General features: G+C 44.6%; 10 protein-coding genes. 1 reads left to right on the forward strand and 9 read right to left on the reverse strand.

From position 1 onward, the window contains the following. Positions 1–86: 86 nt before the first annotated feature. Positions 87–3,104 carry an Ig-like domain-containing protein gene (locus tag L9Q39_RS17815; protein ID WP_237486431.1) on the forward strand — a complete coding sequence of 1,006 codons (3,018 nt, stop codon included), beginning with the start codon at positions 87–89 and terminating at the stop codon, positions 3,102–3,104. Between the two features lie 98 nt (positions 3,105–3,202). Here L9Q39_RS17815 and L9Q39_RS17820 read toward each other — a convergent pair whose 3' ends face one another. The 9 genes from L9Q39_RS17820 to fmdA form a co-directional block, all read right to left on the reverse strand. Further along, a complete protein-coding gene (locus tag L9Q39_RS17820) occupies positions 3,203–3,964 on the reverse strand; it encodes an iron ABC transporter ATP-binding protein (protein WP_237486432.1) in 762 nt (253 codons plus the stop codon). A gap of 11 nt (positions 3,965–3,975) precedes the next feature. Then, entirely contained in the window at positions 3,976–4,926 is a 951-nt protein-coding gene (locus L9Q39_RS17825) for an iron chelate uptake ABC transporter family permease subunit (RefSeq protein WP_237486433.1), read from the reverse strand. After that, positions 4,919–5,878 carry an ABC transporter permease gene (locus tag L9Q39_RS17830; protein WP_237486434.1) on the reverse strand — a complete coding sequence of 320 codons (960 nt, stop codon included), beginning with the start codon at positions 5,876–5,878 and terminating at the stop codon, positions 4,919–4,921. Before L9Q39_RS17830 ends, L9Q39_RS17825 begins: the two co-directional genes overlap by 8 nt. An 84-nt stretch (positions 5,879–5,962) precedes the next feature. Continuing rightward, positions 5,963–6,868, reverse strand: a complete 906-nt coding sequence (locus L9Q39_RS17835) for a siderophore ABC transporter substrate-binding protein (RefSeq protein ID WP_237486435.1) — start codon at positions 6,866–6,868, stop codon at positions 5,963–5,965. Between the two features lie 356 nt (positions 6,869–7,224). Next, complete coding sequence (locus L9Q39_RS17840; RefSeq protein WP_237486436.1) at positions 7,225–8,112, reverse strand: alpha/beta hydrolase; 888 nt, start codon at positions 8,110–8,112, stop codon at positions 7,225–7,227. Positions 8,113–8,147: 35 nt separating this feature from the next. Then, positions 8,148–10,094 (reverse strand): TonB-dependent receptor domain-containing protein, encoded by a 1,947-nt coding sequence (locus L9Q39_RS17845; RefSeq protein WP_237486437.1) that lies wholly within the window; start codon positions 10,092–10,094, stop codon positions 8,148–8,150. A 160-nt stretch (positions 10,095–10,254) separates the two neighbouring features. Then, positions 10,255–11,193, reverse strand: a complete 939-nt coding sequence (locus tag L9Q39_RS17850; protein WP_237486438.1) for a LysR family transcriptional regulator — start codon at positions 11,191–11,193, stop codon at positions 10,255–10,257. A gap of 369 nt (positions 11,194–11,562) precedes the next feature. Continuing rightward, positions 11,563–11,919: a zinc ribbon domain-containing protein gene (locus tag L9Q39_RS17855; RefSeq protein WP_237486439.1), complete on the reverse strand. Its 357-nt coding sequence runs from the start codon at positions 11,917–11,919 to the stop codon at positions 11,563–11,565. An 11-nt stretch (positions 11,920–11,930) separates the two neighbouring features. Beyond that, positions 11,931–13,166 carry a formamidase gene (fmdA, locus tag L9Q39_RS17860; RefSeq protein WP_237486440.1) on the reverse strand — a complete coding sequence of 412 codons (1,236 nt, stop codon included), beginning with the start codon at positions 13,164–13,166 and terminating at the stop codon, positions 11,931–11,933. Positions 13,167–13,186: the final 20 nt, after the last annotated feature.

The raw sequence follows: 13,186 nt of genomic DNA on the forward strand, positions 1-13,186 counted from the left end.
GGGTTATATACAAAATGAAATTAATAGTTTGCGCCGAGATTTATTCAGCAATGGATGAAATCGACGCAAATTTTGAGGAACATCAGATGAGTTTATACCAAACGAATAATCTAGTTAATTACGCCCGAACCTTCGCGCTTGCAGGGCTATTGACGGCATGTGGTGCCGAGGGAGACTCTACTGGAAATTCGTCGGGAGGAGGCGGTGACGTCACACCCGCTGTGTCGTTATACAGCCAAGATACCATTGAGCAAAGCGCCACCAATATGCCGATTACGGTCGACCTATCTCACCACTTAGTCGCCTCCGATGGCGGTGAACTAAGACTCGACAGTATTGAATCCCTCTCCGCAGCAGAGGCTTGCACCAATGTGAGTATTGATGGGGTGAGTTATCGTTTGCCCGCGGTTTCACAACCTGTACTTTGTGAATATCGCTATACGGTAGAACATATCCCTACCGGAAAACAATTTAGTGACGATACGATGGTTTCGCGCCTTATCGTGCAAGAGATGGCACCGATTATTCAGTATTCGGCACAGGCACGTTCATTGTCGATACCGTCTTCAACGCTTGCGCCAATGCACGCCTCCATCTCGTCTGCGGGTGATTCCATCATTCTCAACTTAGCCTCCCATTTTTCAACCAGTTTTCCTGAAACCGCGGATGGGGAGTCGTACATTCTTAGCAACAATATTCTGGTGCTAGGCAATGGCTCAATTGAGCGGATCCCTGTAACTGGCGGCGGCGTAGAAACCGATAAGTTTATCTATAACAGCAGTAGCAGTGATCCAGGTGGTGTTACGCGTATTCTTTATTCTCTGACGGATGATTTTGACCTCGATGGGATCGGCGATTTTCAGGTAGGTGCGATTGATATCAGCGTCAGCGCTGACGGCAGCAATCAGATGCCAGTAGCGGCAAGCTTTATGTGGGATAATGCGGGGGCGGATATTAAGACCGACGGCACCACGTACACCATCGATGTTAGCCAGCAACTGAGTTCAGATTGTACCTACACGAACAGCGATCCTGCGACCAATAGTTGTATCTATGATGCGGATGGTGACACTTTACAGTTAACCGGCGTTTACTCCTATAATGCTAACGCCAGTGTGACGTCACCAACGGTGCTTGATTCAACGTCGTTTGATGTCTCGTTTGCTTACACTGGTATCCATGATATTACCTACTACGTCAGTGATCACAGCGGCGGCTTTGCGATGGGCACGGTTCGTGTCGATATTCCTCATAATATTGCCCCTGTGTTTAAAGGTCCATTAATTGTGGAAGTTGAGGCGGGACAAACCGCAACGGCAACCATCACCAGCAGCGACTTAATCGATCTTGATGGCGATACCGTCACGTTACAGAGTGTCTCTGCGCCACACGATGGGGGAACGGTCGCGTTAGGGACGACCAGCAATACTGGAGGCGCTGATATCACCTTTACTTATACGCCTAAGACGGTCACTGTAGGTATTGTGGATGTAAAAGCCACCTTCTCGGATGGGCTTGCGACCACTGAAGGGGATATTATTTTCCTAGTGAATCCAATATCAACATTATCAGAAAAGCCTTTGGTGGATCGTAGCTTTAGCGCCACCTTCAATCCAGCGACATCACCGACTCAAGCCCAACCGATCACCATAGACGCGTCTACCCTATTTAATGGTCTCGCTACGGGCGAGGAGGTAACGGTAAAAAATGAGTTTTATGGCAACTTATTAGGCACGGTTTCCGCGACTGGCAACCCTGGTGACAGTAACATCACCTACACGCCAAGTGGTAATGTCTATGGTGTTGATGATTTTGCGTTCACCATTACCACCGATTTAGGTAACCAGATTACCAGTTATATCAAAGTTACCATTGGTGATCCTCCTACGTTAGAAATTACGGCACTTGAGGCTATAGAGGGAAGTAATGACCTGATTACCGCGCAAGTCACCTGTGAATATTGTGACGTCACCAGCTATGAATATACTTGGGTTATTAATGGTGAAATTGTTTCTAATGCTCCGTCGTTTACGATTACTAATGAGCAAAGAGCGTATATCGTGACTTTGGTGGTGGTCGGCTATGATGTATTTGGTCAATCAACCTATAGAGTCGAGACGTTTAATTTATTTAAACTCATCGTGGGAAGTTTTGATCAGCCGGCCGAAAGCTGTCAGGCTATTTTTGATGAATACAATTCCCCTTACGCCATCGTTGCGGACGATGGAGAGTATTGGATCCAAGGCACGCCATCAAAATTTAAGACTCAATGCGATATGGTCTCTTATGCGGATAGTCTGACTCAAAATAAAACGGTTGGCGGATATACTTTAATTTGGTCCTATTCAGCTAAAACCAATTTGACCCGTTATGGTGGTCAACCCGATCCCGACTTAGCAGTCTTTAGCCAAACCGGTAAAGATCTTCACTGGGGATCCACCTCCGTTCTAGCAGCAGGTGTGGGCTATCCTCTCTCCCTGAGTGAAGATCATGAAACAGATTATAATAACTTTAGAATTAGTCAGACAGACGCCAACAGACTAAATGGGCGTATCATTCGACTTAACTATACCTCGGATCCCTCTGTGGAAACCATTGATAGTGATCCCGATGGTGTTGTTGAAGATTGGTTAATCGAGACATTAAGTGCTGATTCAGTCAGTCTAAGCGGCACATCTCTCAATACCACCGACTATCGTGATGAAGTGGATGGCTGGAAGGGGACGATTAAAGGTTTGACCTTCAGTATGGATGAGCGTATGTACATGACATTTAATGGCATTACGCCTGGAACATATCCATATGCGTATATTTTTCAAAACCGTAATAGCTACTCTTGGATGATATGGTTTTACACGCCCCTTGATAATGGCATCTGGTCGGAACCGCTTTGGTTGGATACCGTTTTTGGTGGCTTTGATTCACATTTCTCCAATGATCAAGCTGATGGTGCGGATCTGTTTTTTAAATGTACCAACCCCACTTCGCATAGTGTATTTGGTTTGTCAGCACCAGCATGTAGTACAACAACCCCCGGTGCTGCCACCTTCCACGTTGCGGTTAACCACGGTGAGGGTTATGTGGCGCAATGGTGGGTAAAATAACCGAACTGAGTTAAGATTGAGCAAGCCCCAAATGATTTGGGGCTTTGTTTTTTTTGGGGGGGGAATCTAGGCGGTAACCTCTATTAAGTGCTAGCTAACTAACCCGTGTAATACATACAAATTTTCTCGCCATCGACGGTTCGAATCGTAAAAGGAATATCGTATATTTCTGAGAGTATCGGCTCTTGAATCACGTCCGACTTGCGACCACTAATGACCACTTCCCCTTGCTTCATCGCGATAATATTGTCGGAATAACAGGAAGCGAAGTTAATATCATGAATAACAATCACAATGGCTTTGTTCTGCTCATGAGCCAACCGCTTCAGCGAATTCATCATATCCACTGAGTGTCTGATATCAAGGTTGTTTAACGGTTCATCAAGGAAAACGTAGTCCGTATCCTGAGCTACAACCATCGCGATAAACGCCATTTGCCGCTGCCCTCCTGATAACTGATCGATAAAACGGTCTTGAATGTAGGCAATCTCAAGTTGCTCTAAAGCCGCATCAACGATTCGGTGATCTTCTTCATTCAGGCGTCCCTGAGAATAAGGGAACCGTCCAAAAGAGACCAACTCGCGCACAGTAAACCGCATATTGATGTTATTTGACTGGCGAAGTACCGCCAAGTGTTTTGCTAACTCCTGCGTGTCCCACTGGCTCAGAGGTTTGTCACCAATCACAACGGTTCCAGCGTCACTTTGAGTGAGTCGACTTGCCATGGATAATAATGTACTTTTACCCGCTCCGTTTGGACCAATAATGCTAGTCACCTCTCCTAGCGGAAAAAGTGCTGAAGCGTTTTTGACGACATACTTATCATCGTATTTTTTACTTAAACCATTCACTTTAATCATGTCGTCAAATCCTAGTTCAATTTCTGTTTACTCAGCAGTAATAGGAAGTATGCCCCACCAACAAAGTTGATAATGACACTGATCGTCGTCTGAAAATCAAGCAGATTTTCTACCATCCATTGCCCACCCACGAGCAGCACAATCGCCAGTAAACTGGACGCAAATAATAAAAACCGATGCTGATAGCCCGTAAATAGCTGTCTTGTCAGCGCTACGACAATCAAACCAAAGAACAATACTGGACCCACCAATACCGTTGAAATAGAGACCAAGGTGGTAATCGTGAACATGACATGCATCGTCACTTTATGAGTGTCGACTCCTAAACTCTTGGCGTTATCTGCTCCCAACCAAAATACATCAAGCTTTGGTGACAAGTGAGCGAGATAGACCAAGCAGGCAGTCAGTGGAATCAAACTCCAATAGACAAGTTCGCTGTTCACGTTGTTAAAACTGGCGAACATTGCCCCTTGAATCATGGTAAATTCATCAGGATCGACCAACATGGTGAAGAAACCTGTCACGCTACTAAATAAACTGCTTAAGACAATCCCTATCAAAAGTAACGTGAAAATGTTTCTCTGGCTGCGCCGAAAGTAAAAGCTGAACAAAGCCATTGCCAGAGCAAGCATAATCGCCAAAGTCACCACATGATTGAGCTCGCTGTTTATCACTAATGGGCTCATGCTCCCGAACAGCACAACCATCAGTACCTGAAGCATCACGTATAACGAGTCAAAGCCAAGAATACTTGGCGTCAAAATTCGATTGTTGGTGATCGTTTGAAAAACCAGAGATGAGGTCGTTATCGCGATTGCCGCTATCACGATAGCGAGAACTTTAGGGATACGGCGAGACAAGAAAAATTGGTAGTTATCCAGCGTTAATCCCTTGCCCAGAAAAAAAGCCAGAAATAGCATTGCGAGTCCGCTTAAAAGCACTATTTTTACTGAATTACGCATTCGATTTATCTCGCAAAATCAAACCAATAAAGATAACGCCACCAAAGACACTGATGATCATCGAGATCGGCACCTCATAGGGGAAAATAACGATTCGACCGATAACATCACACACCAATACAAGCAATGCTCCCCAGTAGGCTGTCCACGGCAGATTCTTCCTCATATTGTCCCCCATAAACTGAGAAACAATGTTGGGGACAATCAGTCCCAAAAATGGAATAACACCCACGATCATCACGACCGTAGAAGATAAAACCGCAACCAGTATCACGCCAATTTTAACAATGGCTTGATAGTTCAAACCGATATTTTTCGCAAAGCTTTCACCCACGCTTACGGCACTAAATTGACTGGCATAGATGTAAGCAAGAACAGAGGCAGGAATAGCCAGAAACAGCCACTCGAAATTGCCTTGCAACACTGAAGCGAAGTTTGCCACCGTCCAAGAGTTAAGGGTTTGAACCAAATCGTATTTATAGGCAATGAAAGTGGTTAACGCTGACACGACATTACCGTACATAATGCCTATCAAAGGAACCAGCATGGCACTTTTAAACTGCATACGCTGGATGAATTGAACAAATATCAAGGTGCCAATCACAGAGAATATCATGATGACTGCGAGTTGCACCCAATGGTCCATCTGCGCGAAAAACACCAAGCTAAAAATATAACCCAGCATGGCACAGTCAATGGTTCCGGTTGTTGAGGGGGCGGCAAATCGGTTTTGTACAATTTGCTGCATAATCAGCCCGGCAACACTTAAGCCCGCGCCTGCTAAGCCAATCGCTAATAGTCGCGGCAGTCGACTGGTGTAGAGTATTTCCAAAGCATGCTGGTCACTCGCTAACACCGATTGCAGATCGATATTTGCAACACCAACGAACAGAGAAAGAATGGCGCAGACGATTAAAGTGACTGCCGCCATTAAAGGTTTGTTTAAATTCATGATAAGCCGATATAAAACGGAGACGACAAGCCAACCGTATTCAAGGTTAACCCGTGTTCAAAGCTAACCCGTGTTTAAGGTTAACTAAAACGCTTTCTTAACGTCATTGATCATGATTTGAGTCGCGTTATAGCCACCCGCCGTCAGATACCATGCCGTTCCATCTAAAAAAACGATGCGATTATTTTTTGCCGCAGGCGTACTATTAACCAGTGCATTGTCAAACAACTGTTCAGAGCTGGCATTACCCGCTCCGATGGTCTGCTGACGGTCAAGAACAAACAGAACGTCCGGCTTAGCGTCAGCAATATATTCAAACGAGATCAGGTTGCCATGTGGTCGAGCGACCGACGATACTTTAGCACTCTCACGTACCGAAAAGCCCAAATCTGTGTAAAGCAGTGAGAAACGACTGTTAGTCCCAAACATCGAAATACGATTGCCTGAGTTCATCACACTCATTGCGTTGAGTGAGTTTGATGCGGTTAACTCATTGATTTGCTCAAATTGCCCCTGAATCTTAGCGATCATATCTTCAACTTGCTGAGATTGACCAAATAGTTCGGCAAGCACTCGCCAGTGATGCTGGGTCGATTGCCAGTAGGCTTTAGTGTCAACCTGAAACATGTATGTCGGAGCGATTTCTGACAGCTGTTGGTATAATTGAGCCTGACGACCTTCAGCAATAATCAGATCAGGTTTTGCCATATAGATCTCTTCAAAGTTGGGTTCTTTCAGGCTACCCAAACTTCGATAAGCAGAGTCGGAATATTTAGACTGCAAATATTCTGGTATTAGCTGTTTGATCACTCCGACAGGTTCGACTCCAATCTGATCGAGAAAATCGAGCGCCCCATGACTGAGCACGACCACTCTTTGCGGTGTCCCATTCAACGTTATAGTCCCTAACGTATGCTCAACCGTTTTAGCGTGAGAAAAAAAGCTTGCCGTGAATAACAAACCTATTAAGAGTGATTTGATCGTACCCATATTTACTGCCTTCATAACTTATATTCAGCCACATTCCATACCTAAAGCGATAACGCATTGAGCGTTCAACCTAAAGCCGTTGGATCTTACACCTAGAGCGACTCGCAGGTTACTAAAATTTACCATGAGAATGCGAACCATTGTTAATTTTATTGATGGTAGCAATTCACCTGCACCCGTCAATGGAATATAGCGAATAAACATTATCCAAACGCCGAGTTTTGTATCGACTTGCTTCAACTGTACCGAATTACTTCAACCGCTGAATTTACTGCCATAAACGATCAGTCCGGGTAAAGTGAATTAAGTGACCTAACGTCCAAAGCGCTCACGGCTACTTTGGACATTGGTATTCACTACTGATTCTGGCTAGGAAAATGCTTTTGCAAAAATGTCAGCACATGAGGCACATATTTCTCGGTATCGAATATCGGGGCGCTATGACCGACGCCCTCTTCAATAAACAGCTGATTCTCGACACCAAATTTATCCAATTTCTGTTTTAACACCTCACTTTGGGACAGTGGAACGCGTTTATCGAGCGTGCCATGTAACTGGATGTAAGGTGGGGTTTGTTCATTAATGTAAGTGGTGGTTGATGCCTGCTCAGCGAGCTTGGGTATATTCGCCGGAATATCACCTAAGAACCTCGACACTGACGATTTTTTACTTGTTGGTCTTCCCCCTTTTTGACCTAGTGCTAATAGATCGGTCGGACCAAAAAAACTCACCACGGCAGAGACGTGATATTTAGGCTGGGAGTAGAAATCAACATCACCGTATGCCGTGTTTGTCGCCCCAATAAAGCCGGCCAAATGACCGCCCGCTGAGCGTCCCATCATCACTACATTATTAGCATCAATGTGATAGCGACTCGCTTCATCGTGCAGAAAGTTCAATGCATCGTTAATGTCTTGAACTGGGGCTGGAAAGGTTGCTTCGCCACTTAAACGGTAATCGACCGATGCAAGTGCATACCCTTGCTCAAGCACTGACTCAAGCAATAACGGGTTTTTAGTCGGGATAGCATCTTTGCTGCCACGTTTCCAAGCGCCACCATGCACCCAAACTAACAAAGGATATTGCTGTTTAGCTTGCAAATTTGGCGTATAGATATCGAGCTTAATCTCTCGTTCGCCAACACGTTTGTACACAATGTCCTTCTCTACATGAAAAGCATCAGACGCATGGGCTGCTGGAGTAATCAAAGCAGAAACGAGTAGCCCTTTTAATACCATATTCATTATTTAAACTTCTCTAATCATTAAAAGGTGAATCGTTAAAAAGTGGCTTCAGCAGCCAACCAGTAACGGCGACCATCCTCAACATAACCAAATTCATCTTCCGTTGTCTCTTCATCAAACAGGTTATAAACACCAGCCATCAATTTTAGGCTGTCTGTCACGTGCCAGTTCGCACCAAGGTCAACGTAGGTAATCGAAGGTGATAGCGTTCGATTACTCGTGCTGGTTATATTGTCTTTTTCTTCACTTTGGTAATTAACTCGCATCCATGAGTTGACGTTATCTCTTATCGCCCAATCACCATTTAACGAGACCAAATGCTCAGGTGCTTGGACTAAAGGCAATCCATCATCGTCATCATTGGTATTTTTTTCGCTATGAGTGTAGGTATACGTCGCGCCCACTGTAATATCGGTCGTGAATTTTTTCTTTATTGATGTCTCTGTACCGTAGCTGGTCGCATCATCAATATTGACATAGGTTCGGTCGCAACTTGAAGTCGAGCAGCTCGAATCAATATTGACCGTTTCAATTTTGTCATTGAAATCACTATAAAAAACCGTGATGTTCGCAGACAAGTCGCGATCACCTTCAAAGTACAGCCCCATCTCCGTATTGACCGATGTTTCTGCCGTTAAGTCAGGATTACCATAAACATCACATCGACCGTTACAGCTTTCTTGAATCCAATCACCATCCATTTCAGTCAGACTTGGCGCTCTATAACCCGTTGAAACGCCGCCTTTCAGCGTCCAGTTTTCAGCCATAGACCACACACCGTAGACTCGCGGACTCCATTGACCATCAAAGGTTTCATTTTGGTCATAACGCACACCTAAAGTCAGAGAAAAGGTATCGGTCAAGTACCATTCATCTTCAGCAAAAATCGCCCATTGATCATTTTTGGAAGAAAGTCCCTGTTTATCATCGGTTAAGTCTTTTTGCTCAAAGGATGCGCCAACGGTTAAATAATGCTCGTCAAAGAGTGTGCCCCATTGAGTGTTAAACAGATTGTTCACCACCTCTTTTTCAGCACCCAAATTTTCCACTGTTTCACGGGTTAAAAATGATGATCCTGTCCCCCAAGCATAATTACCTGAATGAGCAACACTGACCGACTGACGCTCATATTTACGTTCAGCGACTTGAGACGATCTTATGACCGATTTTCCTAACGTGGTCACACGCTCTTGTTCATGCTGGGTAAATTCTAAGGTAAATGTATCTTGTTCCGTTGGCGTCAAGTACATAGAAGCACGGTAGTTATCAAGCGTCTTGCCCGCATAACCCCCTTCTATATCGTCTTCTTTTCTCTCTTGGTACAACCCTGTTAACGATGCGCTCATCAGCCCTTCAATTAGAGGTCCAGCAAGATAGAGTTGACCTTGATAACTATTTCCAGAGTCAGAATTTTCTTGAACAGTCGCTTCGGCACGCAAACTACCATGCCATTGTTGATAATCTTTGCGGGTAATAATATTAATCACACCACCCAAAGCATCAGAACCGTACAGTGTCGACATGGGACCACGTACAACTTCAATCCGCTCGATAGCACTCAATGGCGGTAGCCAATCTTGCTCGGTAAACGTACTACCATTAGTCTGTGTTTCTCGTCCAGACTGCTTACGACCATCGACTAAAATCGCAGTGTAGTCTGCTGGCATACCACGAATAGAAATATCTTGACCATCACCACCGCTGGTGACCGTTACACCCGGCATATCTTGCAAAGCGTCGGTTAGATCTTGGTACGAGCGATTGTCTAATTGTTCACGGGTAATCACACTGATCGTTGCGGGAGCCTCGGTAACCGCTTGCTCGTAACCAGATGCGGTGACGACCATGGTGTCCATTTCTGTTAGGTTTGCATCCGTGCTGGTTGCTTGCTCATTTGCCTGACCTATCGTAGGAATAGCGATACAAGCAGCAACTATCGACTTTGAAAGTGTTGAACGTGATAAAGGTGGCAAGATATTCATATTCTCTTATTGTGATTGATTTTGATAACTATTATCAATTAGACAATGAAGTGGTGCATTGTACAAGCGATTTACTATCACGATATTAGAATATCACTATCCATATTTCGCATAGTGACTTAGGTAGTATGCTCGAATCGCAATGAAATACCGTTTTAGATTAAGCCAAAGTGCGTTCACTACTGTAGAGCTCTTTAAATAGCCCTCGAACCCATTCACACATAGGGTCGTCATTAAATCGCTTGTGCCAGTACAGATACACTTCCTGAAAATCTAGCTGTAACTCTTTAGGTACTTCCCGTGTAATCAATCGCTCATCTTGACATGCCGCTTCTGCAAAAGGGGTGGGTAAATGAAAAATCACATCGGTTTCAGCTGCGATGCTTGGCGCAGAGCTAAAATTACTGAGTTGGATTGGCGCTGATAATCTCTGTTGCTTGTTCGCTAAGCCAAGCTCTTGATATTTATGCTCAAAGGATAAGCGCTTTTCCCCCTGAAGGGATATTTGACCAAAATCAAATTCTGCCAGCTTTTCAGGTGTCAGCTCTTCGTTGACTAGTGGGTGATTCCTGTTCATTAACAATCGAAATGTGCGCTTTGCCACTACCATACGAAATATATTCTGATCAGAACTTGGCGGCTGGTGAGAGGAAAGTGCAAAGTGAACATCACCATCCACAAGAGCTTCAAAATGTCGTTTTGGCGCAGAATCTAAGCTAATAACAAGGTTGGGAGCCTCATTACGAATTCGCGCAATGATTTTGGGCATCAGTGTGTTGATCTGCGGCAGTAAGCCATAGATTTTGACAGTACTGGTCACCGTTTTGGGATCAAATGACTGCTTATGCGCCATCTTTTCTAATTGGGTGATGACGGTATTAATATCGTTTTTAATCGATTCCGCTTTTGGTGTGAGCTCGTAGCCATACTTTTTGCGTACCAGCAATTCATCATCAAAGAATAGACGCATCTTTTGCAATGCGCGGCTCACCGCGGATTGACTCATATTGAGTGCCATTGCTGTATTTGAAACATGTTTTTCTTCTAATAGATGCTTTAAAACAAACAATAAATTTAAGTCAATTTGTGACAGATTCATGCCAGGCTATTCCCTTGTTTTTTCTGACGTCATCATACACAAAATTGATTAATTGTGTGACTATGTTGCGCTGTTCGATTGTTGTTACCCAATGTCGCCCCACTCCCAGTCGAGAATGTTTTGCCTGTGGCTCCCGCGAAGCATAGCGCCAACACTTATAATCTCTGCGGCTTTTAAGTGATGTGAGATCATTGTGTGGAGCTCTAGGGCGGATTGAATTAGAAACGTTGACTTGTATATCGTTTTATTTTGACCGTTTTATTTAGACTGTCCCCGTAAAAGCCGTCCCCTTAAAAACAAGTTCCCCCTGAACCTTAACCACAAGAAGGTGTGATTAAAGTACAGGGGGCAGCGTGCACCTCACTTTGCTTAGTGACTAATCATCCACGGTCGCATCGAGGGAAACATTTTTTCACCATTAGCGGTATAAAAAAGCTTAGAACCTCCCCGTTTATGATGAGTACATCCACAACCTTTCTTCACTTTTTCAGCATTTTCGGCTCTCGTTTCCACTGTGGAGTGCTGAGGCTCATGCTGAGCTTTTTCATTGCGCTCAATCGCCTGTTTGGTTCCCTTCTCCATATCTAATAACGATGGCGGCAACACTATTACACGCGCAGACAAAGCCTGACACACTGGACACTTAGCCGGTTCGGCGCTGTCTTTCATCTCAACAAGCTGATAAAACAAACCATGATCGACACACTTATAATCGTAAACAGGCATGGCTCACCTCGCTATTTATCTAAATCAGGAGCTAACGGCATATCAACGCTACCATCAAGATACTTGGTTGGTCCGTCTGCGTTTGGCTTAATATCAAACTCAAATATGTCGGTAGGCAACCATAAGGTGGCACATGAGTTAGGCACGTCCACGACTCCACTCAAGTGACCTTGAACTGGCGCCGTTCCTAACAATGAGTATGCCTGAGCACCACTATAACCAAATTTTTTCAAATACTCGATCGCATTCAAGCACGCTTGACGATAAGCCACATTTGCGTCTAGATAATGCTGTTTTCCGTTCTCATCCACCGAGATACCTTCAAAAATCAGGTAGTCATCGTAGCGTGGTGTAATTGGGCTTGGCTTGAAGATAGGATTCTTAATGGCGTATTTAGCCATCCCATCTTTAATCAATTTAACCCGTAGGTGGATCCAGCCTGCCATTTCAATAGCACCACAGAAAGTAATCTCTCCGTCACCTTGACTGAAGTGAAGGTCTCCTACCGACAACCCTGCGCCTTTGACATAAACAGGGAAATAGATCTTAGAGCCACGGGATAAATCTTTAATATCACAGTTTCCTCCGTGCTCACGAGGTGGTACGGTTCGAGCGCCCTCTTCGGCAGCAATCTTGGCCTCATCAGGCTTCATTTTTCCCATGTGAGCAGTCGGGGCGTAAGGCAATGCCGCCAGCATCGGCACCCGCTCTGGGTTAGTATCAAACAACTCTTTCTCGCGTCGGTTCCACTCTTCCAACATACTCTTGGATGGTAAGCAGCCAATCAAACCTGGGTGGATCAGACCAGCAAACTCCACGCCCGGAATATGTCTTGACTTGGTAAACATACCATTGAAATCCCATATCGACTTTTGCGCCTCCGGGAAGTGCTCATCAAGAAATCCACCACCATTTTGCTTAGAAAAGAAGCCATTAAACCCCCACTGTGACTCTTCAAAAGTACCGATATCTAGAATATCTACTTCCAGAAGATCACCCGGTTCAGCACCTTCAACCCCAACCGGACCGGTTAAAAAATGCACCTGTGTAAGATCGACATCACGCACATCTGAAGCATCATCATTGTTTTTGATCTGCCCGCCAGTCCAGTCAATACACTCTAAAATAAAGTCATCACCCGGTTTTACCGTCGCTGCCATGGGAATATCAGGGTGCCAGCGATTGTGTAAATTTTCGTTTTCGTAGGCGGATTTACTTAAGTCCACTTTAATAATTGTTTCTGCCATCGTTCTTCTCCTTGAATATA

The organism is Vibrio hippocampi (genome assembly GCF_921292975.1).
Classification (GTDB): Bacteria; Pseudomonadota; Gammaproteobacteria; order Enterobacterales; family Vibrionaceae; genus Vibrio; species Vibrio hippocampi.

Bases quoted from the DNA above. Each gene is read 5' to 3' on its own strand.
- L9Q39_RS17855 (WP_237486439.1), bottom strand. From the start codon at position 11,919: ATGCCTGTTTACGATTATAAGTGTGTCGATCATGGTTTGTTTTATCAG.
- L9Q39_RS17815 (WP_237486431.1), top strand. From the start codon at position 87: ATGAGTTTATACCAAACGAATAATCTAGTTAATTACGCCCGAACCTTC.
- L9Q39_RS17825 (WP_237486433.1), bottom strand. From the start codon at position 4,926: ATGCGTAATTCAGTAAAAATAGTGCTTTTAAGCGGACTCGCAATGCTA.
- L9Q39_RS17845 (WP_237486437.1), bottom strand. From the start codon at position 10,094: ATGAATATCTTGCCACCTTTATCACGTTCAACACTTTCAAAGTCGATA.
- L9Q39_RS17830 (WP_237486434.1), bottom strand. From the start codon at position 5,878: ATGAATTTAAACAAACCTTTAATGGCGGCAGTCACTTTAATCGTCTGC.
- L9Q39_RS17850 (WP_237486438.1), bottom strand. From the start codon at position 11,193: ATGAATCTGTCACAAATTGACTTAAATTTATTGTTTGTTTTAAAGCAT.
- L9Q39_RS17820 (WP_237486432.1), bottom strand. From the start codon at position 3,964: ATGATTAAAGTGAATGGTTTAAGTAAAAAATACGATGATAAGTATGTC.
- fmdA (WP_237486440.1), bottom strand. From the start codon at position 13,166: ATGGCAGAAACAATTATTAAAGTGGACTTAAGTAAATCCGCCTACGAA.
- L9Q39_RS17840 (WP_237486436.1), bottom strand. From the start codon at position 8,112: ATGAATATGGTATTAAAAGGGCTACTCGTTTCTGCTTTGATTACTCCA.
- L9Q39_RS17835 (WP_237486435.1), bottom strand. From the start codon at position 6,868: ATGGGTACGATCAAATCACTCTTAATAGGTTTGTTATTCACGGCAAGC.